The sequence below is a fragment of the Ochrobactrum sp. PL_is501 genome (assembly GCF_055816895.1).
The window spans coordinates 47,012-71,274 of the sequence record NZ_JBVPGR010000040.1; the positions used below are offsets into that span (position 1 = coordinate 47,012).

General features: G+C 57.6%; 24 protein-coding genes and 1 riboswitch. Of the genes, 7 read left to right on the plus strand and 17 right to left on the minus strand.

What is annotated here, in order from left to right; translation table 11 throughout:
• Position 1: 1 nt before the first annotated feature.
• A complete protein-coding gene (locus tag AC0TOF_RS19790; RefSeq protein WP_122000551.1) occupies positions 2-523 on the minus strand; it encodes a flavin reductase in 522 nt (173 codons plus the stop codon).
• 166 nt (positions 524-689) lie between these two features.
• Here AC0TOF_RS19790 and AC0TOF_RS19795 point away from each other — a divergent pair, with 166 nt between their 5' ends.
• On the plus strand, positions 690-1,781 hold the full coding sequence (locus AC0TOF_RS19795) for a branched-chain amino acid ABC transporter substrate-binding protein (protein WP_473769834.1): 1,092 nt from the start codon (positions 690-692) through the stop codon (positions 1,779-1,781).
• Here AC0TOF_RS19795 and cbiB read toward each other — a convergent pair.
• From cbiB to cobA, 4 genes are read right to left on the minus strand one after another with little or no spacing between them, the layout of a single operon-like run.
• A complete protein-coding gene (gene cbiB / locus AC0TOF_RS19800; RefSeq protein ID WP_473769527.1) occupies positions 1,767-2,750 on the minus strand; it encodes an adenosylcobinamide-phosphate synthase CbiB in 984 nt (327 codons plus the stop codon). The two genes, AC0TOF_RS19795 and cbiB, sit on opposite strands and share 15 nt — an antisense overlap.
• 22 nt (positions 2,751-2,772) lie before the next feature.
• Entirely contained in the window at positions 2,773-3,768 is a 996-nt protein-coding gene (gene cobD / locus AC0TOF_RS19805; protein WP_473769528.1) for a threonine-phosphate decarboxylase CobD, read from the minus strand.
• The gene (locus tag AC0TOF_RS19810) at positions 3,765-5,075 is read right to left on the minus strand and encodes a cobyrinate a,c-diamide synthase (RefSeq protein WP_473769529.1); all 1,311 of its coding nucleotides are present in this window, start codon (positions 5,073-5,075) and stop codon (positions 3,765-3,767) included. The genes cobD and AC0TOF_RS19810 overlap by 4 nt, the downstream gene beginning before the upstream one ends.
• A complete protein-coding gene (gene cobA / locus AC0TOF_RS19815) occupies positions 5,072-5,953 on the minus strand; it encodes a uroporphyrinogen-III C-methyltransferase (protein WP_473769530.1) in 882 nt (293 codons plus the stop codon). Before cobA ends, AC0TOF_RS19810 begins: the two co-directional genes overlap by 4 nt.
• Positions 5,954-6,011: 58 nt before the next feature.
• Here cobA and AC0TOF_RS19820 point away from each other — a divergent pair, with 58 nt between their 5' ends.
• A complete protein-coding gene (locus tag AC0TOF_RS19820; RefSeq protein WP_473769531.1) occupies positions 6,012-7,118 on the plus strand; it encodes a cobalt-precorrin-5B (C(1))-methyltransferase in 1,107 nt (368 codons plus the stop codon).
• Positions 7,105-7,851, plus strand: a complete 747-nt coding sequence (locus AC0TOF_RS19825) for a cobalt-precorrin-6A reductase (RefSeq protein WP_473769532.1) — start codon at positions 7,105-7,107, stop codon at positions 7,849-7,851. Before AC0TOF_RS19820 ends, AC0TOF_RS19825 begins: the two co-directional genes overlap by 14 nt.
• Here the strand turns inward: AC0TOF_RS19825 and cobM are convergent.
• Genes cobM through AC0TOF_RS19840 form a run of 3 tightly spaced genes read right to left on the minus strand, consistent with a single transcriptional unit; the run spans position 7,840 to position 9,512 of the window.
• On the minus strand, positions 7,840-8,598 hold the full coding sequence (gene cobM / locus AC0TOF_RS19830) for a precorrin-4 C(11)-methyltransferase (RefSeq protein ID WP_473769533.1): 759 nt from the start codon (positions 8,596-8,598) through the stop codon (positions 7,840-7,842). The two genes, AC0TOF_RS19825 and cobM, sit on opposite strands and share 12 nt — an antisense overlap.
• Positions 8,595-9,020 carry a cobalamin biosynthesis protein gene (locus tag AC0TOF_RS19835; protein WP_473769534.1) on the minus strand — a complete coding sequence of 142 codons (426 nt, stop codon included), beginning with the start codon at positions 9,018-9,020 and terminating at the stop codon, positions 8,595-8,597. The genes cobM and AC0TOF_RS19835 overlap by 4 nt, the downstream gene beginning before the upstream one ends.
• A gap of 42 nt (positions 9,021-9,062) precedes the next feature.
• Positions 9,063-9,512 carry a TerB family tellurite resistance protein gene (locus AC0TOF_RS19840; RefSeq protein ID WP_122000516.1) on the minus strand — a complete coding sequence of 150 codons (450 nt, stop codon included), beginning with the start codon at positions 9,510-9,512 and terminating at the stop codon, positions 9,063-9,065.
• Positions 9,513-9,676: 164 nt separating this feature from the next.
• On the opposite strand from AC0TOF_RS19840, the gene AC0TOF_RS19845 reads away from it, so the two are divergent.
• A complete protein-coding gene (locus AC0TOF_RS19845) occupies positions 9,677-10,462 on the plus strand; it encodes a TSUP family transporter (RefSeq protein ID WP_473769535.1) in 786 nt (261 codons plus the stop codon).
• Positions 10,463-10,561: 99 nt separating this feature from the next.
• Here AC0TOF_RS19845 and AC0TOF_RS19850 read toward each other — a convergent pair whose 3' ends face one another.
• The 8 genes from AC0TOF_RS19850 to AC0TOF_RS19885 form a co-directional block, all read right to left on the minus strand.
• On the minus strand, positions 10,562-10,990 hold the full coding sequence (locus AC0TOF_RS19850) for an EamA family transporter (protein ID WP_122000514.1): 429 nt from the start codon (positions 10,988-10,990) through the stop codon (positions 10,562-10,564).
• Positions 10,990-11,628, minus strand: a complete 639-nt coding sequence (gene cobO, locus AC0TOF_RS19855) for a cob(I)yrinic acid a,c-diamide adenosyltransferase (RefSeq protein WP_112592424.1) — start codon at positions 11,626-11,628, stop codon at positions 10,990-10,992. The genes AC0TOF_RS19850 and cobO overlap by 1 nt, the downstream gene beginning before the upstream one ends.
• A complete protein-coding gene (gene cobN / locus AC0TOF_RS19860; RefSeq protein ID WP_473769536.1) occupies positions 11,621-15,400 on the minus strand; it encodes a cobaltochelatase subunit CobN in 3,780 nt (1,259 codons plus the stop codon). Before cobN ends, cobO begins: the two co-directional genes overlap by 8 nt.
• Positions 15,400-16,449, minus strand: a complete 1,050-nt coding sequence (gene cobW / locus AC0TOF_RS19865; RefSeq protein WP_473769537.1) for a cobalamin biosynthesis protein CobW — start codon at positions 16,447-16,449, stop codon at positions 15,400-15,402. The genes cobN and cobW overlap by 1 nt, the downstream gene beginning before the upstream one ends.
• Positions 16,450-16,453: 4 nt before the next feature.
• Positions 16,454-16,975, minus strand: coding sequence for a bifunctional adenosylcobinamide kinase/adenosylcobinamide-phosphate guanylyltransferase (gene cobU, locus AC0TOF_RS19870; protein WP_473769538.1), 522 nt, complete (start codon positions 16,973-16,975; stop codon positions 16,454-16,456).
• Positions 16,976-16,980: 5 nt separating this feature from the next.
• Positions 16,981-17,694, minus strand: coding sequence for a CbtA family protein (locus AC0TOF_RS19875; RefSeq protein WP_473769539.1), 714 nt, complete (start codon positions 17,692-17,694; stop codon positions 16,981-16,983).
• Between the two features lie 147 nt (positions 17,695-17,841).
• Entirely contained in the window at positions 17,842-18,030 is a 189-nt protein-coding gene (locus AC0TOF_RS19880; protein ID WP_473769540.1) for a CbtB domain-containing protein, read from the minus strand.
• Between the two features lie 51 nt (positions 18,031-18,081).
• Positions 18,082-18,318, minus strand: a riboswitch (cobalamin riboswitch).
• Between the two features lie 49 nt (positions 18,319-18,367).
• Positions 18,368-19,819: a cobyric acid synthase gene (locus tag AC0TOF_RS19885; protein WP_473769541.1), complete on the minus strand. Its 1,452-nt coding sequence runs from the start codon at positions 19,817-19,819 to the stop codon at positions 18,368-18,370.
• Between the two features lie 181 nt (positions 19,820-20,000).
• Here AC0TOF_RS19885 and AC0TOF_RS19890 point away from each other — a divergent pair, with 181 nt between their 5' ends.
• From AC0TOF_RS19890 to AC0TOF_RS19900, 3 genes are all read left to right on the plus strand, one after another.
• A complete protein-coding gene (locus tag AC0TOF_RS19890; RefSeq protein WP_473769542.1) occupies positions 20,001-21,158 on the plus strand; it encodes an isobutyryl-CoA dehydrogenase in 1,158 nt (385 codons plus the stop codon).
• Between the two features lie 30 nt (positions 21,159-21,188).
• A complete protein-coding gene (gene mmsB / locus AC0TOF_RS19895) occupies positions 21,189-22,079 on the plus strand; it encodes a 3-hydroxyisobutyrate dehydrogenase (RefSeq protein WP_473769543.1) in 891 nt (296 codons plus the stop codon).
• Between the two features lie 400 nt (positions 22,080-22,479).
• A complete protein-coding gene (locus AC0TOF_RS19900; protein ID WP_473769544.1) occupies positions 22,480-23,976 on the plus strand; it encodes a glycosyltransferase family 39 protein in 1,497 nt (498 codons plus the stop codon).
• A gap of 38 nt (positions 23,977-24,014) precedes the next feature.
• Here the strand turns inward: AC0TOF_RS19900 and AC0TOF_RS19905 are convergent, their stop codons facing one another.
• Positions 24,015-24,149 carry an entericidin A/B family lipoprotein gene (locus tag AC0TOF_RS19905; RefSeq protein WP_122000505.1) on the minus strand — a complete coding sequence of 45 codons (135 nt, stop codon included), beginning with the start codon at positions 24,147-24,149 and terminating at the stop codon, positions 24,015-24,017.
• Positions 24,150-24,263 lie beyond the last annotated feature (114 nt).

Sequence of the window (24,263 nt, forward strand, 5' to 3'; positions counted from 1 at the left end):
ATTACAACTCCAGCGTATGGTAGCGCCTGTTGAGATAGACCAGCGCTTCCTCTTCGGCCTTTGACCGCAGGCCTACCACTTCGCCGAAAAGCACGTGATGGGTGGAATGATCCTGAACGCTGATCACCCGGCAATCGAAAGAGGCAAGCGCTCCCTGCAATATGGGCGCTCCGGTAACCTGCACCTCCCACCGCGCCAGTTCGAACCGCTCGTCCTGCGTCAGACCAATGCGGCCGGAAAACGCATCTGCAAGCTGTTGATGCGAACCTGCAAGCGTATTGACCGCGAACACACCATTTTCGATGAACAGCCGATTTTCTTCGTGGATTTTCTGCAGGCAGATGAGGATCGTCGGCGGATTATCGGACACCGAGCAGGCTGCTGTCAGCGTAAGACCGCGCCTTCCCGCATTGCCGGCGGTCGTGACGATCTGTACGGCACCGGCATAATGGCTCATGGCATCCCGGTAGGACTTGGATTCCACCGAAGCTGCGCTGGAAATGATGTTCTTAATCGTTTGCACGTCCAACAGAATCCATCTCGCCCTATGGGTATGTTACCTGAAGCCAGCTATCTTGTTCAGAAGCCCGCAATATCGGCCCCCAGAAACGGGCATTGCACAAAGGCGAGGAAACAGCTACCCACTTTTCGTTGAAAATGCCACGAATTGTTTAATGAAGACGGATCACGTGATCGAGCTAGGGAAACGTCCTGCCGCAGCGCTGACAAGCATTATCCTCACACTGCTGGCCAGTTCGGTACTGGCGCAGGCAGAGGATATGCACATCGGACTTGCAGCCCCCCTGTCCGGCACCTTCGCTCCGTTGGGCAATCAGCTGGTCGAAGGTGCGCGCATCGCGGCCACGGCGAAAGGCGCTGAACTCGTCATATCTGATGACCGTTGCGACGCCGAAGGCGGCAGGGAAGCGGCAGAACGTTTCGTAAAGGAAAACGTTCGGATCGTGACCGGTTTCCTGTGTCCCGACGCCCTTGAGGCAGCGCTTCCCGTTCTCGCAGCCGGCAACATACCTATCGTGGCATCCGACGTCAGTGAACCAACACTCACGGAAAGGCGCGCACCCGCGCCAATGGCGATATTCCGTCTCGCAACCGGGCTCGACAAGGAAACGCAGGCGACTGGCAGCTTTCTTGGCAGCCTGTGGCGCGCCCAGGCTTTTGCCGTCATCGATGACGGCACCATTGAGGGACGCGAACGTGCGGCACGTGTTCTGGCGAGCCTCAAAGAGCAGCAATTGCAGCCGGTTTTCACCGATACATACCGGCCCGGCCTCGACAATCAGAATGCGCTGGTCGCCCGGCTGCGGCGCGCAGGCGCTACCCATGTCTATGTCGGCGGCGAGCGAGACGATATCGCCGCCATCGGTGCAAGCGCTGCAGCCCTCAATCACCCGCTGACGATAGCAGGCGGTAGCCTGCTGGATGCCGCACCCGGCGCACAGTCTTTAAGTCAGGGCACTTTGATGATTGCCCCGCTCCGTCCGCAGGACCTTTCGACCGCAAAGCCTGCAATCGACGCGCTACATCAGGCCGGGAAACTTGCCGATGCTTACGCCGTCATCGGCTATGCCAGTGCGGAGATTGCGGCGGATGCGATCCGGCGCGCCGAGGAGAAAAAGCAGCCGGTGTTGGATACGCTGCGCAGCGGCTCGTTCGAAACAGTGCTTGGCACGATCAAATTCGATAACAATGGCATTCGAACGGACAATCCCAACCGCCTCCAGCGCTTCGACGGCAAACGGTTCGTACTAGCCGACAAGTAACCCAAGCAGGCTCGCAGCGATCACAAGCCCGGTCATCAGGCTCATTGTTGACCAGAACAAGTGAAGCGCGGCATCGATATCATCGGCATTGGCATCGCGTTTGCCGGATGCATTGAGCATCGGACCCTCAACTTTTTCCGTTCCGTATTGGCGCGGACCGGCCAAGGCCAGTCCCAGCCCGCCTGCAAATGCCGATTCCGGCCAGCCAGCATTGGGCGAGCGATGCAGTCGCGCGTCACGACGCATGACCGAAAAGGCTTCCCTTCCTGACAGCTTGTCTTTCGTGACCGCAGTGGCAAGTGAAGCCAGCAGCCCTGTCAACCGAGCGGGAATGTAGTTTGCAACATCATCCAGCTTCGCGGCAAAACGGCCGAAATCGCGATAGCGATCATTGAGATGACCGATCATCGAGTCAGCGGTATTGATCATCTTGTAGGCAAACAGGCCCGGCAACCCGCCCACCAGGAACCAGAACGCGGGCGCAACGATACCGTCCGATGCGTTTTCGGCGAGACTTTCTATCGCTGCTCGGCTAACGCCACCTTCATCAAGATGCTCGGGATTGCGCCCGACAATCATCGACACGGCCCGGCGGCCACCCTCAAGGCCCTCCTCGCGCAGCGCCAGCGCAACCGCCTGCACATGATCGGCAAGGCTCTTCTGCGCAAGCAGCACCGTCACGATCAGGATTTCGGCAACAGCACCTGCTGTCCCGGCAAAGGGCAACAAAACCTCAATAACAAGCCCAAGAGCCACGCAGACCGCCACCAGCCCAACCGTCAGCCACATGCCATTTCGGCGAAGCACCGCGGCGGAAAAATTCCGGTTGTTCCAGCGCTTCTCCCCCCAGGCTATTGCTTTCCCGAACAGGACGACCGGATGCGGCATCCTTTGCCATAGCTGCGGCGGATCACCGACAAAGCGATCGAGAAGCAGCGCCAGCGAAAGAATAATGAGCTTTATTTCCATGAGCTTGACCAGAGAAACTGAATCAAAGTTTCAACGCCTTTTCCAAGCGCGCAAGCGCCACGTCATCCAACGGCAGACCAATGCGCAACCAGCGCGAGGCGTAATCGAATTTCCGGACAAGAATATGTCTCTGGCACAGTCTGGCATAGAGTTCGTGCGCATCCGGGTGTTCAATGAGCGAAAACAGCGCTGTGCCGCCGATTTCCTTGAGACCGCATTTCTCGAGAACGGCAGACAGTTCCAGCCGCCTCAGATCGATACGCGCGCGATAGTTGGAAAGCGCCTCGGCATCGCTGAAAGCATGGCTGGCAATTGCGAGCGCCGGGCCGGAAACCGCCCATGGCCCAAGCCGCTGCTGCAAAGCCTCGACAAAACGCATGCCGCCGATTGCAAAGCCTAGACGAACGCCAGCCAGCCCGAAAAACTTGCCGAAGGATTTCAGCACGATCATCGGCGCGTCTTCTGCATCTGCTGCAACGCTGACATCCTCATGCGCATCGGCGAAAGCCTCATCCACGACCAGAAAGCCGCCCCGCGCACCCAGCTTTCGCGCCAGATGCAGCAGATCGCCTTTAGAAACCACGCGCCCGTCGGGATTGTTGGGATTGACGATAACCGCCGCCGTCGCATCGTCTGGAATTTCATCAATCGTCGTGCATTGCACGACCTTCCAGCCGGAAGCGGAGAACGAGGCCGCATGTTCCTGATAGGTCGGCCCGAGAACCGCAGCCTTAGACGGAGCAACCAGTGTGGGAACGAGCTGGATCAAAGCCTGTGTGCCGGGTGCGGCGATGATAGCCGCATCCTCGCCTAGCCCATAATAGCCGCGGGCGAGCCGCAGCGTTTTCCGCAACAGCCCCTCGTCGGGCAAGCGGTTCCAGATTTCCTGTGTCAGCTGGGGAAGTGGAAAATGCTCCGGATTGATACCCGTCGAAAGATCGAGCCAGTCTTGCGGCTGTCCGCCGAAGCGTGCGATGGCCTTGTCCAGCGCACCGCCGTGCTCGATTTCTGCACTCAAGCTTTCTCTCCGCAAAAATCGATGACATGCATGAACGAGCCGGAAACGGAACCGACCCTCAGCCCTGCCTCGCCAAGATCGTCACCCGCCGCATCGCGAGCCCGGAACAGGCGGTCCGCCTTCCCTTCACGCAGGATGCTGGCATAGTGAAACTCGTGCGCTTTCAACGGCTCAGCCCATGGTGAACCCCCAAGCGGCTCCAGCAGGCGATAGCCGAGATGCAGCTTTCTTTTCGCGAAGCTCGTTTCGAGCGGCAGAAGACCCAGCATCGGATGCGCAACACCTTCCGCATCGTGCAACGTCTCGCCAAGAACCATGTAGCCGCCGCATTCGCCATAGATCGTCGCGCCACGGGTTGCAGCTTCGCGTATGCCCGTTTGAAACCGCCCGGCCTGTGCAAGACGTCCCGCGTAAAGCTCCGGATAACCGCCGGGCAGATAGATGGCGTCGGCGTCCTGTCTCGGTGTCTCGTCGGCAAGCGGCGAGAAGAATGAAATCTCAGCCCCGCGCCTGCGCCAGCCTTCGAACAAATGCGCATAGGCAAAAGCGAAAGCGTCGTCGCGGGCAACCGCAATGTGGCTGCCAAGCGGTTTCAGGCGCGGCACATTGGCCATTGCGTCAAAGCGCTTCGGTCGCGACCATATGGCTTGAAGTGCGCCTAAATCGATGTGCGTTTCCATCACATCGGCGGCATGGTCGAGGAAAGTTTCGAGATCGGAATGTTCGCCCGCCTGCACCAGCCCCAAATGCCTTTCAGGCAGCGAAAGAGCGGCATCGCGAGGCAGGGCACCGAGAACAGGAATACCGAGCGGCTCCAAGGCGCCACGCAGCATCGCCTCGTGTCGGGCACTGCCGACGCGATTGAGGATAATTCCCGCAATCAGCACGTCCTTGCGAAACTGGCTGAAACCCCAGACAAGCGCGGCGATGGAATGCGACTGACGGGCGCAATCCACCACCAGTACCACCGGCAGATCGAGAAGCCGCGCCAAGTCGGCTGAAGAACCCTTCCCGTCCAGCGCTCCGTCAAAAAATCCCATCATGCCCTCGGCGACCAGCAGCTTGGCGCCGCTTTCCGTCATGCGGGACGACAGCGCGCTGATAAGTTCAGGGCGCATCGCCCAAGGGTCGAGATTGAAGCAGTCTGCGCCGCTTGCGGCCTTATGATAGGCGGGATCGATGTAGTCCGGCCCGGCCTTTACCGGTGCAAGCGCTACGCCCCGGCGCTTCAAAACCCTCAACAAACCCAGCGTTACCGTTGTCTTGCCAGACCCGGAAGCCGGTGCTGCTATCATAAAACCCTTCATGCGGTTTGCGCTCCCTCATTTTGGTTCCTTTTGCCAAGCGGATCGCTGGACAGGATCTTGCCGCTCAAAGCGCCCATCCAGTCCAGTCCCTCCCGCAAACGAACCACTTGCCCCACAACCACGATTGCAGGCGGGTTCAGCCCCGCCGCTTCGACGTCTTTTGCAGCCTGCGCCAGTGTGGTTTCAAGCACGGTCTGGTTGGGCAGGCTCGCATTGCACACAAAGGCGACCGGCTCGTCCGGCGAGCGTCCGGCATCGATCAGGCGCCTGGCAATGAGATCGATATGTTTCATCGCCATATACATGACGATAACCGGAGAGGTTCTCGCGATGCCGGTCCAGTCCACCCCGTCCGGCACCGAACCGCTGGCATCGTGACCGGTCAGAAACGTCACCGACTGATTGATGTCGCGATGCGTTGCGGGAATGCCGGCATAGGCGAGGCCGCCAATTCCGGCGGTCACTCCGGGAACGATGCGAAACGGAACATCGTGTTCCACAAGCGTCAGCGCCTCCTCCGCCCCTCGCCCGAACACGAACGGATCGCCGCCTTTCAAGCGCAGCACCTTCTTGCCCTGTTTCGCAAGTTCGACAAGCCGCAGGGAAATATCGCGCTGTTTCGGCGAAGGCTTGCCGCCGCGCTTGCCTGCATATTCCAGAACAGCATCTGCATGTTTGAGGGAGAGGCAGGCATCATCCACCAGCGCATCGTAAACGATGACATCCGCCTGTTGCAGGGCGTTGACGGCATGAAGCGTCAAAAGGCCGGGATCGCCCGGCCCTGCCCCCACGAGCCACACATGGCCGGGCTCCATCGCAGGCAACGTCATTTTGCTTTTGGCAATGACACATGCCGCCGTTTCTTCAGCCTTGTTCATTCTCGTCAACCATTATTCTATCTGGCGACACAGCTAGCAGATACATTATAAGGCGTCCATGAATGACGAAACCGCTGCAACGAATAAAAGTCAGGAAAAGGCCGAGCTTCGCCGCGGCTGGACCACTGGTGCCTGCGCGACCGCTGCCACCAAGGCAGCTTTGACGGCGCTCATCACCGGAGAATTTCCCGATCCCGTCGGCATAATTCTGCCCAAGGGAGAGGTACCCTATTTCCAGCTCGCCTATGAGGGGCTGGGCGAAGGCTATGCGATGGCGGGCATCGTCAAGGATGCGGGCGACGATCCTGATGTGACCCATGGCGCCACGATCATCTCGACAGTGTTCCCTGCGCCGCCGGGAACCGGCATCATCTTTCGCGCCGGTGAAGGCGTTGGAACGGTCACGCGGCCCGGCCTGCAAATTCCTCCGGGCGAAGCCGCCATCAACCCGGTTCCACGCCGCATGATGACGGAAATCTGCGAACAGATTTGCGCCGAATACGGCCTGCCCGCAGACCTCGTCATTACGATATCGGTTCCGGGCGGCGAAGAGATCGCCAGGAAAACATGGAACCCTCGCCTTGGTATTATCGGCGGCATCTCCATTCTCGGCACCACCGGTGTGGTCCACCCATTTTCCTGTTCGGCCTGGATTCACTCGATCCATCGCGGCATCGATGTTGCGCGTGCTGTTGGGCAAAAACACGTGCTCGGTGCGACCGGCTCGACGTCCGAAGACGCGGCGCAGGCGCTCTATGACCTGCCGGATTTTGCCATTCTCGACATGGGCGATTTCGCGGGCGGTGTGCTCAAATATCTACGTGACCATCCTATCGACAAGCTGACGATTGCGGGCGGTTTCGCCAAATTGACAAAGCTCGCCCAAGGCGCCCTCGATCTCCATTCTTCGCGCTCGCAAGTGGACAAGGGTTTCCTCTGGACCATAGCGGAAAAGGCAGGCGCACCGACAAGCATGAAGGAGCAGATTCTCTTTGCGAACACTGCCCTGGAAGTGCTTGAACTGACTCAATCAATCGGCATCGACATGGCAATGCCCATTGCGCTCAAAGCGAAGGAAACAGCACTGGAAACCCTTCGCGGTGCACCTGTGGAAGTTGAGATTATCTTGACTGATCGCAGTGGAAATATCCTTGCGCGCGTCTGAACCCAAGATACTCATTCTGGGCGGAACGGCCGAGGCAGCAGCACTTGCAACGGCCTTTGCGGAACTGCCCGTCAAAGCGATTACCTCGCTCGCCGGACGCACCAGCAATCCAGCCAAACTGACCGGAACGGTCCGCAGCGGCGGCTTCGGAGGCATTGACGGTCTTGCCACCTATCTCGATTGCGAAGGGATCGACCTCGTCATCGACGCAACCCATCCTTATGCCGCGCGCATCTCGCAAAATGCGGTTCAGGCCGCAAGCAAGTGCGACATACCACTGGTGAGGCTGGAGCGCCCTGCCTGGCAGAAACAGCCGGGAGACCGCTGGATCGATATTGCCAGCGAGGCCGAGGCTGCAAGCGCCATTTCTTCTGGAGAGCGTGTGTTTCTCGCGCTCGGTCGCCAGCACATCGCCCCTTTTGCCAAGCGCGCGGACGTTCATTTCGTCATGCGTATGATCGATCCGCCGGAGGTGACGCCGCCACCGGATTGCGAACTTATCCTCGCAAGGCCCGGCGATTTCGCGGCGGAAATGCTATTTCTGAAGGGTCGGAATATCGGGCTGCTCGTGAGCCGCAATTCGGGCGGCGCCATTTCCTATGCCAAGATCGAAGCAGCCCGCGCGCTAGGGCTTCCGGTCATGATGATTTCCCGCCCGCCGGTTGCGGCGAAGACCATTGTCACCTCGCCGGAAGACGCAATCGCATTCGCCCGTACAAGCTTAAGCTTTTGAACGCGCCGCGTGGCTATGCGCTTCATGATAGAGCGCTGAATCGCGAAAGCTCTTTGGGTCCAGACCGCGCCCGACAAAAATCATCGCCGTGCGCTGCAGACCCGATATCGCCACCTTCTCGCTAATATCCGACAACGTACCGCGTAGAATCCGCTCATCCGGCCATCCAATGCGATAGGCGACGACCACAGGGCAATCAGCGCCATAAAGAGGTGTCAGCTCGGCCTCGATCTTCGCGAGGTTGCGAATGGAAAGGTGAATCACCAACGTCGCGCCCGACCGTCCAAGTGTGGCAAGGTCCTCGCCTTCGGGCATTGCAGACGATTTCATCGATGTGCGGGTCAGGATGATGGTCTGGTTGACCTCGGGAATGGTCAATTCCTGTTTCATGGCGGCGGCGGCAGCCGCAAATGCGGGAACACCCGGCGTCACATCATAGGGAATGCCGAGACTGTCCAGCCGCCGCATCTGTTCGGCCATAGCACCGTAAATCGACGGATCGCCGGAATGCACCCGCGCGACATCGAGACCCTTAGCGTGTGCGGCTTCCATTTCAGCGATAATCTCATCCAAAGTCAGGGATGAACTATCGACCAGACGCGCACCCTTGGGCACTCCGGCAACAAGTTCCTTCGGCACCAGCGACCCCGCATAGATGCAGACGGGGCATTGCTCAATCAGGCGCAGCCCGCGAACGGTGATGAGATCCGCCGCACCGGGACCGGCGCCAATGAAATGAACAGTCACAATTTTCCCTTCCTGAACTGCGTAGCGCCGCTTGAGCCAACAATCGCCAGAGCGGCAGTTGCCCGGACTGACGCGGTTTTCTCGACTGCAAGAATACCGTTCGGACCAGAGGCAGCAAGCGCTGCTGCTTCGGCAACACCATGACAACCGGCTGCCTGAAAAACGGCTTCCGACGGGTTTTTGAGACGCGGTGTTTCCTGCTCCAGTCGCTCCGCATCGAAGTAACAAACCGCACATGCAAAATATGACGCAAGCTCAGCCCATGCGGGCTCACCGCGTTTCGTGCTCAAGGTCGCAATAGCATCAGGCCGCGAACACGCCCCCCGAGCCAACACTTGCTCGGCCAAGGCCAAAAGCTCATCGAACGTCACGCCCGACGAACCGCCCATGCCAAGAACTCTGATGAAATTGCTTTTAAGCATGTCTTTATCCCAAAACCGGTTCCCACTTTTGGGAGACATGCATTAGAACCCACAGGGAGATGACTGGCGTGCTTTGTGCAGTTCTTCCGGCTTGACCCCGAGCGTATCGGCAATGCGCTGGATCATTGTTGCTTCGCTACGATCAAGGCGATTATCGGAGCAGGCAATTGTCACGAGATCACCAAGCAGCGCCAGACGACGCTCCGGCGCCATCTCTGCCAGCATATTGGCGGCTTGCTTGGTTGTCGTCTCGTAAGCAAAATCCTTGAGATATTCCGCGACTTCCGGAAGCTCTTCTGGTGCAATGCCGAAATTCTTTTCGGCAATTTCCTTGAAGGCGGCTATTTCGGCTGGGTGCTGATCGCCATCGGCAAAAACCACATGCAACAGCAAAAGCAATTCAGAAGCGAGCGCCGGATCATCGGCGACGCGCTGCACAGCGCTCTTCCTGCCCAGAAAAGCAGTAATCCGCTCAAAGATGCTTTCGCTCATGGAACCCCTCTAAATTTTCAGCTTGCATATAATGAATAGCGCCGGATGCGCAGGAAAACAATCTCGCTCCGAGACCCAGCTTTCTTCAATGAGCATCTTTGTTTGACTGGCGTTCGCGAAGCCGCTGCTCTATGTTGCCCCAACCTCTCCTTTAGGCTCCCCCGATGCTTGAATTTTTTGATACGCTTACCCTGCTCCTCACGGCTGCGGCATTCATTGCCGGAATCATCGATTCCATAGCTGGCGGCGGCGGAATGATTACGATTCCCGCCCTGTTGCTGGCCGGAATACCACCCGTTGAAGCACTGGGCACAAATAAGCTGCAAGGCTTGTTCGGATCGTCGTCGGCGACAATCGCCTATGCACGCAAAGGGCATGTCAACATCAGGGAACAGTGGCCCGAAGCGCTCGCCTCGCTCATTGGTTCGGTATTCGGCGCATTGCTTGCAACCGTTCTGCCCGTGGATATCATGCGCGCAGCCTTGCCGATCCTCCTGATCGCCATCGCCGTCTATTTTGCCGTTAAACCCAGCCTCGGCGATGTCGACCGGGCACGCCGCATCGGACCGTTTCTTTTCGGCGTGACACTCGTTCCGCTGATCGGTTTTTATGACGGACTCTTCGGTCCCGGAACCGGATCGTTCTTTATGCTCGCCTTTGTGGCGCTTGCCGGTTTCGGAGTGTTGAAGGCCACCGCGCATACGAAGCTTCTCAACTGCGCTTCCAATGTCGGCAGTTTTGTAACCTTTGCCCTCGTTGGCACCATCAACTGGAAAATCGGCATCTGCATGGGCATCGCCCAGTTCATCGGCGCACAGATCGGCGCAAGCCTTGCCATGAAGGTCGGCTCACGCATCATCAAACCGCTTCTGGTCGTTGTCAGCCTGGCGCTGGCAATTCGCCTTCTGATGGACGGCACCAACCCGCTGCGCCAGTGGATCGGTTTCTAGAGCTTGCCAGCAAAAGTGTGAAACGGTTTTGCGTCGGATAAATGCAATGAAACAAATAGTTGGAGCGGTTCCGACTGCTCCGTTTTAAGCGGAACCGCTTTAAACCCGAAGTGCTACCAGCACCACGCCGCAGCCGATAAGCAGAATACCGAACCAGTTGACGGTCGACATGCGCTCGCCAAGAAATGCCGCACCGAACAGCGCCACCAGCACGACCGACAATTTGTCGATCGGCGCGACGCGGGATGCATCACCGATCTGCAAGGCCCGGAAATAGGCAAGCCACGAAGCACCGGTCGCCAACCCCGAAAGCACCAGAAACAGCCACGATTTTCCGGAAATCTCGCCCGGCTTCTGCCACTGGCCGGTAACGGTCAGGAACAAGCACAGCGCGCCAATAATGACCAGCGTGCGCACAAGCGTCGCGAAATCCGAATTGATGCCTTGAATACCGATCTTGGCGAAGATTGCCGTCAGCGCGGCAAACACTGCCGACATCAGCGCCCAGAACTGCCAGCTATCGATCATCAGAATTCAATGCCCTTCTGCGCCTTCACGCCGGAGCGGAATGGATGTTTGATCATCTCCATTTCGGTCACAAGGTCTGCCGCTTCAATCAGCTCGTCCTTGGCATTGCGCCCGGTAATGATGACGTGCTTCATCTCCGGCTTGGCTTTAAGAACCTCGATCACTTCCTCAACCGGCAGATAATCATAACGAAGAACGATATTCAGCTCGTCGCAAAGCACCATATCGTAGCTTTCATCCATTATCAGTGCCTTGGCCTGTTCCCACGCGCCCCGCGCCATGGCGATATCCCGCGTGCGATCCTGTGTCTCCCAGGTAAAGCCCTCGCCCAGCGCTGAAATCGTCACCTGCTCGGGAAATTTTTCAAGCACCCAGCGCTCGCCTGTGTCCCACGACCCCTTGACGAACTGCACGACGCCGATCTTCATACCATGACCCAACGCACGGAAAACCATCCCGAAACCGGCGGTCGATTTGCCCTTGCCCTTGCCGGTATGGACGATCACCAGCCCCTTTTCCTCGGTCTTCGTAGCCTGGATCTTGTCGCGAGCAGCCTTCTTCTTGCGCATCTTGTCCGCATGGCGGGCGTTCAGTTCCTCTTCAGTCATGGACAGAAGTTTTGCAGATTTTTCAGCCATTTGTTCTCTTTCCCGGATTCAAAGTCGCAAGTTGCTCCAGTTCGAACCGCGCCGAATTGGACCGTGGTATCCAGAAGCCTCGCTCGATGGCGTCGTTCAGCTTCGCTGCCGTCTCGGCAAGTGCTGCGGGGTTTTTCTCGGCCATGAACTCATGCACCGTCCTGTCGGCGATATAAGCCTGATAGACCGCCTCGAAGTGATGATTTCCGACCTTGCCGGTGGTCGCTGCAAAGGCGAACAGATAATCGACCGTAGCCGCTATCTCTGCCGCCCCTTTATAGCCGTGGCGCATCACACCCGCGATCCATTTCGGATTGGCCGCGCGCCCCCGCACGACGCGTGAAAGCTCTTCTTCCAGCGCCCTGATCACCGGCTTTTCCGGGCGGGAATGGTCATTGTGATAGACCGCAGGCATTGCGCCGCTCAGGCTTTCCACGGTCGCGGCCATTCCGCCTTCGAACTGATAATAATCATCGCTGTCGAGGAGATCATGTTCGCGGTTGTCCTGATTCTGCACCACCGCCTGAACCGAACGAAGCCTTTCTTCCAAAAGGCCACGCTCGGCCTGCCCTTCCTCACCCGCGCCATAGGCATATCCGCCCCAGACAAGCCAGGCTTCCGCCAGATCGTTGCGCCCGGCCCAGCCATTCTCGTCGATCAGCGCCTGCAAGCCTGCGCCATAAGCGCCGGGTTTGGACCCGAAGACACGATAGCCTGCACGGCGCTGTGCCGTCTTCTCGTCTACCCCATCTGCAACGAGACGCGCTTGCTCTATCCGCATGCGCGCCGCAATCGGATTATCCTCGGCATCCTCATCTAGCTCCCCCACTGCCCGCACAGCCTTGTCGAACAGCGCAATCTGTTCTGGAAACGCATCGCGGAAGAAGCCGGAAATGCGCAATGTCACATCAACCCGCGGGCGGCCAAGCTTTGCAATCGGAACAATTTCGTATCCGGTTACCCGGCGTGACGCCATGTCCCAGACCGGCTTCACGCCGATCAGCGCCAGGGCCTGCGCGATGTCATCTCCGCCCGTGCGCATATTCGACGTACCCCACGCGGTCAGGCCGAAAGATGTTGGCCATTCACCATGGTCCTGCGTATAGCGGGTAATCAGGAGTTCCGCCGATTTACGCCCAAGTTCCCATGCGGCCGGGGTGGGAACGGCGCGACTGTCGGTAGAGAAGAAATTGCGCCCCGTAGGTAGCACATCGGGACGGCCCCGTGTCGGTGCGCCAGACGGTCCCGGCGGCACAAATCGCCCGCCAAGCGCGGCAAGAAACCCGTCTATTTCCGAAGGGCCGCAATTGACCACCATGGGACGCAGATGTTCCTCTATGGATTGCAGCACCGCCCGCGTCTGCGACCAGTCTTCCGGGCATTCCTTTTCGCCCGCAACAAAACTCGCAGCCAGCAGTTCGATACGTTCCACCGTATCGCCTGCTATACGCCATGTTGCGGGGCTCGCGGCGCGCAGCAGTTCCGGGCTTGGCCCAGTCCATGCCTCGGCCATGTTGCAATCGAGCGGATCGAATGTTTCGCCAAGCCCGCAATCCGAGGCGATTGCCCGCTGGAGACTTTGATCACCCGGCGCACCGCCAAGCGAAACCGGAACACCGCGCGGCACACGGGCCAGCGCGACCAGAAGATCGGTCAGCAGCCTGCCTTGAGGTGCAAGCCCGAAAATATGCAGCCCGTCGCGTATCTGCATTTCCTTTAGATCGCAGAGATAAGCGTCGAGCTTTTGCAGCGCCATGTCTTCATCGTCGTGGTCGTGAATGCCTGCATCGCGATCCAACCCGATGTCGCGCACGAGATCGAGTATCTGCCCTTTCAATCTCAGCAGACGACGCGGATCGACACCGGAGGCTTCGTAATATTCATCCACCAACGCTTCCAGATCTTTCAGCGGCCCATAACTTTCAGCGCGTGTCAGCGGCGGCGTCAGATGGTCGATGATGACCGCACCGGCACGACGCTTGGCCTGCGTGCCTTCACCGGGGTCATTTACGATGAAAGGATAGATATGCGGTGTGGAACCGAACACGGCTTCGGGATAGCAGTTTTCCGACAGCGCAAGCGCCTTTCCCGGCAGCCATTCCAGATTTCCATGCTTGCCCATATGCACAATGGCATCAATGCCTGCGACCTCGCGCAGAAACGCGTAGAAGGCAATATAGCCGTGCGGCGGCACCAGATCGGGCGAGTGATAAGTCTCTTTCGGATCGATATTGTATCCGCGTGCAGGCTGAATACCGACAAAGGTCTCCCCCAGCCGCATCAACGGCAATGCGAAAGCGACAAGTTCCTCGGCAAAATAAGGATCGTTTTCCGGCGGGCCCCAGCGATCTCCAACTTCTTTCTGAATCGCAATGGGAAGTCTTTCGAAGAAAGCCTTGTATTGATTCAGTGAAATCGTTTCGCGTATCTCGCGCCCGTCACGCGCGGCATTGGTCGGGCCTGCCGTCAGGACACGCATCAGCGCATCACCATCCGCTGGCAGGTCAGCGACCGAATAGCCGTCGTTCGCCATCGCATACAGGACTTCGACAGTTCCGGCTGGCGTATCGAGACCCACGCCATTGCCAAGCCGCCCATCGCGGTTCGGATAATTGGCAAGGATCAACGCGACACGCCTTTCCTCAGGCGATTTCCGCTTCAACCGCACCCAGTTTGCGGCAAGCTGCGCCACAAAATCCACCCGGTTTTCATGCGGTTCGTGGGTAACGATATTCGCTTCCACTGCCGCATCAAACTGCTTTGCAGACTTGAAGGACACCGCACGCGAAAGCACGCGCCCGTCCACTTCCGGCAAGGCGACATTCATCGCCAGATCACGCGCCAGCAGCCCTTGCTGCGACGATTCCCAGACGGTTTTCGGCGTACCGGAAAAGATGACTTGCAGGACCATATTGCCGCGCTTGTCGAGCACGGTCGGCTTGCGCTCGGCACCCGGTGAAGAAATCGCAAATCCGGTGGCGTTCAAAACGATATCTGGCGGACAATCCTCGAACAGACCGTCGACAACAGCTGCGGACAATCGATCCTTGAGGCTCGAAACGAATATTGGAAGCGGATTGAGGCCCTTGGCCTGCAACGAAGCGATCAGCGCATCGACGGGTTGCGTCTGTCCGCTTTGCACCAGCGCCCGATAAAAAATGATGCCAGCTACAGGTGCCTTTGCATCGCCCCACTGCGTGCGGATGCTGTCCAGCGACGCGACATGCTCTCCCGGCCACCACAGACCGGCCTTGAGCAGAGGTGCGGCACTCTCCGGCTTCTCTGAACCGGCAATCAGTGCAGCGCAATAGTGAAGAAATGCCCCCGTATTCGCCGCCCCACCTTCGATCAGATACTGCCAGAGTTCATTTCGTTCTTGGGCGGAGATCGTCGAAAAACGGTCCAGCCCATGGTCCGGCTTATCGTCTCCCGGCAATACTGCAATCTTGATGCCCTGATTGACAGCACAGGCATGCAGAGCCTCCAGCCCGTAAGGCCAGTAAGTCTCGCCCCCAATGATGCGCACCACAATCAGCTTTGCGTGCCGCGCGGTGCGCTCCACATAAGCGTCTACCGACATCGGATGGGTGAGGCTCAGGAAATTGGCCAGCCGCAAGCTTGGCAGCGCAGGCGCAAGCTTGTGCGCCTGCGCCAGACTGGCCAGTTCTGTATCGGCGGCGGAAAGGAACAATATGTCTCCCGGCGTCTGGCCGAGATCGACGGCCTCATTGCCGTCGCTGATCGTTCCTTTCTGGGCAAGCAGGAGATGCATCAGGCGGCGTCTTTCACCGCTTGGGCAATCGCTGCTTCGTCAATATCGTGCAATCCGATGACAACCAGTCGCGTGGAGCGCGTTTCATCCTTGCCCCATGGACGGTCGAAATAATGCTCAATGCGGGGACCGACCGCCTGCACCACCAGACGCATCGGCTTTCCCGGCACATCGACAAAGCCCTTCAGACGAAGAATGTCATGTTCCGCGATGACCGCTTTTAGCTTTTCCGTGAATAATTTGGGATCGGCGACAGAACCTGTTTCGACGACAAAACTCTCGAACTCATCGTGATCGTGTTCATGTCCATCCGCATGATGGATTTCATGATGCGACTTGCGGTTAGCGATGTCGTCTTCTGTGCCGACACCGAGGCCCAGTAGAACATCGGCTCCAAGCTTGCCAAAGCTTGCAGGAACCATGTTCACCCGGCGCGACGAACGTTCGGCCACATCCGCCTTAACGCTGTCCAGCCTTGAGGCATCGATCAGATCGGCCTTGTTGAGAACAATAAGGTCAGCGGCGTGAATCTGATCCTCAAAAAGTTCCTCCAAGGGGCTTTCATGATCAAGAGATTCATCTGATGCCCGCTGTGCATCAACCTTGTCATGATCATCGGCAAAACGTCCCTCTGCAACAGCTGCCGCATCGATCACCGTGACCACGCCATCGACCGTCACCTGCGTCTTGATTTCCGGCCAGTTGAAGGCCGCGACCAGCGGCTGCGGCAAGGCAAGGCCGGAGGTTTCGATCACGATATGGTCAGGACGATCAGCACGATCAAGAAGCTTGGTCATTGTCGGGATGAAATCATCGGCAACAGTGCAGCAGATGCAGCCATTGTTGAGCTCGATCACATCTTCCTCGCGGCATGTCTCGATACCGCAGCCTTTCAGAATACCGCCATCGACACCGAGATCGCCAAACTCGTTGATGATCAATGCAATGCGTTTTCCATTGGCGTTTTCCAATAGATTGCGGATCATCGTCGTTTTGCCCGATCCGAGAAAACCCGTGATAACGGTTGCGGGAATTTTTTGTCCCTGCATTGATTTATCCCTTCATCTTGAGCGGCAGCCCTGCCGCCATGAAATAAACTTCGTCCACGATCGCAGCCACTGCCTGGTGCAGAAAGCCTGCATGATCGCGAAATTCCCGTGCCATACGATTTTCCGGCACGATGCCAAGTCCAACTTCGTTTGAAACCAAAACGACTGGCCCGGCGAGGTTTGGCAGCATCACGACCAGATTTGCCGTCTCTGTCGCTATATCGCGTTCGGCCATCATCAAATTGGTCAGCCACAGGGTCAGGCAATCGACCAGCACGAACCGGTCGGCGGCAGCATGCGATGTGAGTGCGCCGACGAGATCAAGCGGCTCTTCCACAGTCTGCCATTCGGAACCACGCCGGTCGCGATGAATGGCAATGCGGTTTTCCATTTCCTCATCGAAGGCGCGCCCTGTTGCCAGATAAAGCGGCTTGAGCCCCGAGGATTCGATCATTTTCTCGGCATAAGACGATTTACCCGAACGGGCTCCGCCAAGAACCAAAACCAGTTTTCCGGGCGAAGCCATTTTCGTCAGCCTCCAATCTCGGACGATGCATAGTGGTGGATGAACCAGCCAAGCGCGAGACCAATCACCGCCCACATGAACAGGTTCGTCGCCAGCGAAGCGACCGCGTATTGCGAAGCAAGCAGCGAGGGAACTGGCGACGAAATATCCTCTGGATGCGGAGCACCATAAAGATGCGGCGCCATGATCAGCACCAGCCCCGATATCTTCGCCAAGGTTTCCTGACGCAAAGCGATGAGATAGATACCGAGGCCGCTCAGCACCACGGTTGTAGTCCACCAGAGCTGGCGTTCGACCAGATCCGCCGCAGGCATTGCCGGCAATTCTGGCGACAGTCCCAACGCAGGCAGAAATGCGACTGTGAAGAAACCCGCAACACCCCAATAGATACCATTCTGCACCGTGATGCGACGTCCGATAAGCAGGGCTAGCCCGCCAAGCAGCAGGGCAAAACCGGCCCCGGCCACGAGATTGGCAAGAATCGTATTGCTCAGCCGTCCAAAAGGCAGCTCCGCTCCTTCTTCTCCAGCATCTGCAGGAGCGGCACCATGATCGTGAGGCGCAGCTTCCGTCTCGCCATGGCTGTGGCCACCACCAGCCTCTTCGTAGGTTTCGGCCTGCAGGATCAAAGGCACTGTTTTCAGATACATAACAGGCGTGACCAGCAGCCCGGCCAGAAGACCGGCGGCCAGTGTCGCCAACAAATAACGGATCAACATTTCTGTCCCTCAATACGGTTTTCGGAACAAGACGCGCATAAAACCAACCAGATAGAACATTTCCAATGGTTCAATCAAAACGGGAAATACTCTAGCCGTGCGGCATCGAGCCTTGTTCAACTTCAATTCCGAAAGATGTCAAACTGCTCAGTGACAGGGAAAACCATAGGAATGGCGCGTGTCATGTGCCGAATCGTGCAGCGTGTCGGAATGGGCAAGCCCTACGCCGTAAATCAGGAACGCGCCGAGGAGCAGTGAAGCGACAGCTGTGCTCAGTCGGGCAGCGAGCGGCATTGCGAGTATGTTGGAAACAGTATCTTGAGTTCGTGCAGCCATGACAACCTCCGTGCAGGCAGCAGGGAAAAACCTCCCATGGGGCTCGGGCTCAATGCCCTCACGCAACAGGCAGGTCTCCTGGCTCGCGGGTCGTGGGGATCGAAGCGACCTTCCCAGAAGCTCTCAGCTTCCAGTGGTTACCGGTTTGTCCGGTTTGCTTCTTCCCTCTCCGCTCTACAGTCGCGGGGTCGGCTGCGATAAAGACGCCCGGAATGGGTCCGTCCGTCGCATTCCCTTTTGGTATCGCCGGGATTCGTCCCGACAAAGACCTGTTGCATGACTTTGGACACTAGGCTTTCCCCCTATCGGCGTCAATCGCAGCCGACAATTGGAGAGCTTATTTCAAGTCAAACAGCGCATTGATGTCGAGACACGCTTCCAGCCCTTCGGCCAGTTCATCCAGTGCAGCCTCGACACCGGCGCGATAGTTCACTGAACTGCCATGCACCCCGAGACTGTGCAGAAATTTCCGACGAAATTCGTCCGCATTGAACACGCCATGCAGATAAGTCCCCATGATGCGTCCGTCCGGCGATATGGCTCCATCATCGTGCTCGCCAATTCGGGCGAAAGGCCGTGTCATATCTGGCCCGGTCGTGCGACCGATATGAATTTCATAACCTTCAAGCAGAGTATTATGAAGAAGCGAGGTCGCCCGCACATTGCGGACCACTTTTTCAGGCTCCATAACTGTTTCGATATCGAGAAACCCGAGACCATAGATGCCCCGCGCATCCCCCTCAATACCGGCAGGGTCGCTAATGTGGCGACCAAGCATCTGAAACCCGCCGCAAATGCCCAACACATGGCCACCCCGCTTCACATGGGCAGACAATTGCTGATCCCAGCCATTATCCCGTAACGCCCGCATGTCGGCTATCGTAGATTTTGTGCCGGGCAGCACCACAAGTCCCGCATCCGCAGGCAGACTGGAACCTGGCGGCACCATGACCACCTCTACATCGGGTTCTGCCTTTAGCGGATCGAGATCATCGAAATTGGCAATACGCGGCAACATCGGCACTGCGACGACAAGCGCCTTTTTGTCTGCGCGCGCAGCCCGCTCCAGAACGACCGAATCCTCGGCAGGCAACCGCGATACCGCGTCCATCCACGGAACCACTCCAAATGAGCGCCAGCCGGTAAACCGCGTGATTGCTTCAAGACCGTCATCGAAAAGCGAAATATCGCCCCGGAACTTGTTGATCAGAAAACCGCGAACCATGGCGCGGTCTTCTTCCGGCAAAATCGTGTGGGTGCCGACCAGAGAGGCAATCACGCCGCCTCTGTCTATATCACCGACGAGAACAACAGGGACACCAGCCTGTGTCGCAAATCCCATATTGGCAATGTCGCCCGCGCGAAGGTTGATTTCAGCGGGCGACCCAGCACCTTCCACCAGCACAATATCTGCGCATTCGCTGACTCGGGCGAATGATTCCATGACCGCAGCCATGAGCTGCGGTTTCAACTCCTGGTAATAACGCCCACGCGCTTCGCCCCGCATCTGACCCTGAACAATAACCTGGCTGCCCATATCCGTCTGCGGCTTCAGCAGAACCGGATTCATATGCACCGAGGACGGCACGCCGCAAGCCAGCGCCTGCAGCCATTGAGCACGACCGATCTCACCCTCGTCATCGCTGACAGCGGCATTATTGGACATGTTTTGCGGCTTGAACGGGCGTACCTTCAGTCCACGATTGCGCGCAAGGCGGCAAAGCCCGGCGACAAGAACACTCTTGCCGACGTCTGAACCGGTTCCCTGAAACATGATTGCGCGTGCCATCGACTGCTGCGTAGCTTAATCTGATCCCGCTGGCAACGGGACCCCGACCGGTACGCGTCTATGCAAAAATGCGCATCAGTTTATTACAAATGTGAGCAACATTATTCCACTGGAGCGTTGGCAGCATCCTGCTCTTATGCTCTAGTCGGACCATGAAAGCGGTGCTCATAGGGAGGAAACCATGGATGCTGCCGACCAGAACCAGTTCGAACTGAACGAAGAACAGCTTGCCATTCAGGATATGGCGCGCGCCTTCGCCAGCGATCGCGTCGCCCCTGATGCATTGCAATGGGATCGCGACAAGCATTTCCCGGTGGACATCCTGCGTGAGACCGGGCCGCTCGGCATGGGCGGTATTTATGTGCGGGAAGACGTCGGCGGCTCGGCGCTGAAACGGCTCGATGCAGTGCTTATCTTCGAGGCTCTTGCCACGGCTTGCCCGACATTTTCGGCTTTCCTGTCCATTCATAACATGGCTGCGTGGATGATCGACGCTTTCGGCGATGAGGACCAGCGCCAGCGCCTCCTGCCGCAACTGACCTCGATGAACTGGCTGGCGAGCTACTGCCTCACAGAACCCGGTTCCGGTTCCGACGCGGCGGCACTCAAGACCCGAGCCGTGCGCGATGGCGACCATTATATTGTCAACGGCGCGAAGCAGTTCATTTCTGGTGCCGGTGCGACTGACGTCTATGTCACGATGGTGCGTACCGGAGAGGACGGTCCGAAAGGCATTTCCACGCTTGTTGTGCCTAAAGATGCACCGGGCCTGTCTTTCGGTGCCAACGAGCATAAAATGGGCTGGAACGCCCAGCCGACCCGCACGGTCATTTTTGACAACTGCCGCGTACCGGTGGAGAATCGCCTCGGCGATGAAGGCGTCGGCTTCAAAATCGCGATGGCCGGCCTCGACGGCGGGCGCCTCAATATTGCCGCCTGTTCGCTAGGCGGCGCGCAAGCCGCAACCACCAAGGCGCTGGAATATAGCGCCGAGCGCAAGGCTTTCGGGCAAACGCTGGATCGCTTTCAGGCGTTGCAGTTCCGCCTGGCCGACATGGAAACGGAACTGGCCGCTTCGCGCATGCTTCTTTATACGGCCGCCAGCAAGCTCGACCGCAAGACCCACGACGCCGGCAAATGGTCGGCCATGGCCAAACGCTTCGTGACCGACACCGGCTTCAACGTCGCGAACGAGGCTCTCCAGCTTCTGGGTGGTTACGGCTATCTTCACGATTATGGCGTGGAGAAACTGGTGCGAGACCTGCGCGTTCATCAAATTCTTGAAGGCACCAACGAAATCATGCGCGTTATCATCGCCCGTCACATGATCGGCCGTTGAAGCGCAACAATCAGCAAGGGAGGTTTTGTCATGGCCACAATCGCATTTATCGGCCTCGGCAATATGGGCGGCCCGATGGCTGCCAATCTGGTCAAGGCCGGTCATAAGGTGCTGGGCTTCGATCTGTTGCCGCAGCATCTGGAAGAAGCAAAGGCCAACGGCCTCGTAATTGCGGCAAGCGCGGCAGAAGCAGCCGCCGACGTGGATGCGGTCATAACGATGCTGCCCGCAGGCAAGCATGTTATCTCGGTTTATGAAGACATTGCGCCCAAGGCCCGCAAGGGTTCGCTTTTTATCGATTGTTCGACGATCGACGTCGATTCGGCTCGCAAGGCGCATGAACTGGCAGCCGCTCATGGCCACCTTTCCATCGATGCGCCGGTTTCGGGCGGCACGGGCGGTGCTTCTGCGGGCACATTGACTTTCATGGCCGGGGGCAGTGACGATGCTTTCCAGCGCGGAGAGCCTATCCTGCAACCCATGGCCGGGAAAATCGTCCATTGCGGCGGCGATGGCGCCGGACAAGCCGCAAAGATATGCAACAACATGATCCTCGGCATATCGATGATTGGAGTGAGCGAAGCCTTCGTGCTCGCTGAAAAGCTTGGCCTGTCCCATCAGGCACTTTTCGACGTGGCCTCAACCTCTTCGGGACAATGCTGGTCGCTGACAACCTATTGCCCGGTTCCGGGTCCGGTTCCCACATCGCCCGCAAATCGCGACTATAAGCCCGGCTTTGCTGCTGCTTTGATGCTGAAAGACCTTAAACTTTCACAGGAAGCAGCCAAAAGCGCCGGCGCCGAAACGCCTCTCGGTGCGCATGCGCAGGACCTTTACAGTCTTTTTGACGGCGAAGGGCACGGCGGCGAAGATTTCTCAGGCATTGTCAATTACCTTCGTTCCAAATCCGCCGCGAAGTAAATAATTTTCCATGCAAAAAACTTGCATTGTTTAGAATTGCTTAAGTCTCTGATAACCGTACGGTAACGATGTTGAGCTAAAAAGGAGCACGAGACGGATCAAACCGCTCTCGGCTCCGGATCTGGTACTGCGTACCGGAGCTCTGTATATCCCGCCAGTGTAACGTTCGGCGGAGATGCCATGCGTAATTGGCAAAACCGTGCACCTCTGGCAGCGCGGTTTTTGCCATTATTGCGCATATAAATTGCCTGAATCGGCCTGCACCCTTTATCTTGTGAGGTTGCGTATTTACACGCCTTTGTTACAAGGCTTTTTGAGCGGCCCAATTGAAATCTGGACATAATCCTGTGAAATGCAGGCTGCTTCCAGTGGAACCCGCACAGACAATTTATTCAAGGCAATGCATTTGACCGCGCAACGATCAGCTACCGTTGTTTCCACCGCCGACAAAAAGCTTTTCGGCCTGCCTTTAGCTGTAGTTTTCGTGCTGTGCTATTTCGCTTTCCAAGCCGTTCTCGTCACTATCGTTTCCAACGGCGCTGGCCTTGATGACGCCGAACAACTGGCCAATATCGGCTATCTTGACTGGGGCTATGGCGGATCGCAACCTCCACTTTATACATGGATTACCAATCTGGCAGCGTCAGTGTTGGGCACATCGATGCTCACCCTCCAGATCGTGAAATTCAGCATTCTAGCGAGCCTTTTCCTGAGCGTTTATGGCGCCATGAGGTTGCTTGGCTTCACGCGCATCATCGCTTCAGCCAGCATGCTCGGGCTGTTTCTCATTCCGCAAATCGGATGGGAATCCCAGCGCGCCCTCACGCATTCTGTTGCAGGCACCGCCGGTTGCGGCTGGGCTTTCCTGGCCTTTTCCTGGCATATGCGCGCGCGGCGTGCCGGCTCTGCCGCCGCCCTTGGCGCGGCTATGGCAGCCGCGCTTCTCGGCAAGTTCAATGCCTCGTTCTTCCTGATCATGTTGATCGTTACGGGACTTCTCATTCCCGAATATCGCCGGATACTGCTGTCCAAGCTCAGCTTCGTCACGGTCCTGACATTTGCGATCTGCTTTGGACCGACCGCACTCTGGATGCTAGCCCATAAATCCAGCGTCATGGCGCGTGCCGGAAAATTTGAGATCGGTGCTTCCGGCAATATTCTCTTCGACCGGCTGATGGGGGTCGAAAGCCTGATAGAAGCGGCATTTCTGTTTTCCATCCTTGCGCTCGCAATAGCAGGCATCATCGCGCTCATTCACTGGAAAAAGCGCGCCGCCGCATCCACCCCGCTGACCCCTGGCGAACAATTCATGCGCCTCCTGATCCTGATCGGGCTGGGAATTGTTCTGGTTGGCGTCGTCGCTACCGGCGCCAATAATGTGAAAGATCGGTGGCTCCAGCCCGTTCTGTTCCTCACTCCAGCACTGATGGCGAGCCTTATGGCACGTTATCGGATCGGAAACAGGGCAGTGCTCGACTATGCCGTCGTCGGCGCAGTCGTGGCGCTCATTGTTCCGCCGGTTCTGAGCTATTATCTAACCTACGGCTCTAGCTCACCACCTTACGGTCAGCTCGATTATCGGCATCTTTATGAAGAGGTGCAGGCGAAAGGCCCATTCAAGACGATCCTGACGGACAATGCCCAGATACCGGGAAACTTCCGATTGTTTGATTCGTCCTTGCGTGTGGTACATCCCGAAACGCCGGGCGGCACGACAAACTTGACACCACCTTTTCTCGTGATGTGGTTTGGCGGGCCTGAACCCAACGACCGCATTGCAACCTTATTGCACAATGCGAACATCGTCGTGCCTCAAAACGGCGTAGTAACCACTGAAATTAAATACAAAACCTGGCCAGACGAGCGCTTGAAGGTTAGCTATTTTCTGGTGCCATGACCGAAAGGCCCGGGATACACCTGGGCCATTCGTTCTCTTTATTCCACAGTTTCCTGAACCGCATGGGCAGTGTTCTTTACGTCGCGGCCAACGCCGCGAACGGTATTTGCGCAGGACGCAAGCGTAAATGCGCAGAGAACGATAGCAACAGGGACAAGTCGGGTCAGCTTCATCACAGTCTCTCCAATGGGATGCGCGTTTCTGCCCTTTTGAAAAAGCAGGCGCATAGAGTTCCAGGTCCATTCAAACCAGTTATGCTTCCGCCACATGCTGGGCCCTGCCCGGCA

Excerpts from the sequence above, each read along its gene's own strand:
- cbiB (WP_473769527.1), bottom strand. The coding sequence starts at position 2,750 with ATGGAAATAAAGCTCATTATTCTTTCGCTGGCGCTGCTTCTCGATCGC.
- AC0TOF_RS19810 (WP_473769529.1), bottom strand. The coding sequence starts at position 5,075 with ATGAAGGGTTTTATGATAGCAGCACCGGCTTCCGGGTCTGGCAAGACA.
- cobA (WP_473769530.1), bottom strand. The coding sequence starts at position 5,953 with ATGAACAAGGCTGAAGAAACGGCGGCATGTGTCATTGCCAAAAGCAAA.
- AC0TOF_RS19820 (WP_473769531.1), top strand. The coding sequence starts at position 6,012 with ATGAATGACGAAACCGCTGCAACGAATAAAAGTCAGGAAAAGGCCGAG.
- AC0TOF_RS19835 (WP_473769534.1), bottom strand. The coding sequence starts at position 9,020 with ATGCTTAAAAGCAATTTCATCAGAGTTCTTGGCATGGGCGGTTCGTCG.
- AC0TOF_RS19840 (WP_122000516.1), bottom strand. The coding sequence starts at position 9,512 with ATGAGCGAAAGCATCTTTGAGCGGATTACTGCTTTTCTGGGCAGGAAG.
- AC0TOF_RS19845 (WP_473769535.1), top strand. The coding sequence starts at position 9,677 with ATGCTTGAATTTTTTGATACGCTTACCCTGCTCCTCACGGCTGCGGCA.
- AC0TOF_RS19850 (WP_122000514.1), bottom strand. The coding sequence starts at position 10,990 with ATGATCGATAGCTGGCAGTTCTGGGCGCTGATGTCGGCAGTGTTTGCC.
- cobO (WP_112592424.1), bottom strand. The coding sequence starts at position 11,628 with ATGGCTGAAAAATCTGCAAAACTTCTGTCCATGACTGAAGAGGAACTG.
- cobN (WP_473769536.1), bottom strand. The coding sequence starts at position 15,400 with ATGCATCTCCTGCTTGCCCAGAAAGGAACGATCAGCGACGGCAATGAG.
- cobW (WP_473769537.1), bottom strand. The coding sequence starts at position 16,449 with ATGCAGGGACAAAAAATTCCCGCAACCGTTATCACGGGTTTTCTCGGA.
- cobU (WP_473769538.1), bottom strand. The coding sequence starts at position 16,975 with ATGGCTTCGCCCGGAAAACTGGTTTTGGTTCTTGGCGGAGCCCGTTCG.
- AC0TOF_RS19875 (WP_473769539.1), bottom strand. The coding sequence starts at position 17,694 with ATGTTGATCCGTTATTTGTTGGCGACACTGGCCGCCGGTCTTCTGGCC.
- AC0TOF_RS19880 (WP_473769540.1), bottom strand. The coding sequence starts at position 18,030 with ATGGCTGCACGAACTCAAGATACTGTTTCCAACATACTCGCAATGCCG.
- AC0TOF_RS19885 (WP_473769541.1), bottom strand. The coding sequence starts at position 19,819 with ATGGCACGCGCAATCATGTTTCAGGGAACCGGTTCAGACGTCGGCAAG.
- AC0TOF_RS19890 (WP_473769542.1), top strand. The coding sequence starts at position 20,001 with ATGGATGCTGCCGACCAGAACCAGTTCGAACTGAACGAAGAACAGCTT.
- mmsB (WP_473769543.1), top strand. The coding sequence starts at position 21,189 with ATGGCCACAATCGCATTTATCGGCCTCGGCAATATGGGCGGCCCGATG.
- AC0TOF_RS19900 (WP_473769544.1), top strand. The coding sequence starts at position 22,480 with ATGCATTTGACCGCGCAACGATCAGCTACCGTTGTTTCCACCGCCGAC.
- AC0TOF_RS19905 (WP_122000505.1), bottom strand. The coding sequence starts at position 24,149 with ATGAAGCTGACCCGACTTGTCCCTGTTGCTATCGTTCTCTGCGCATTT.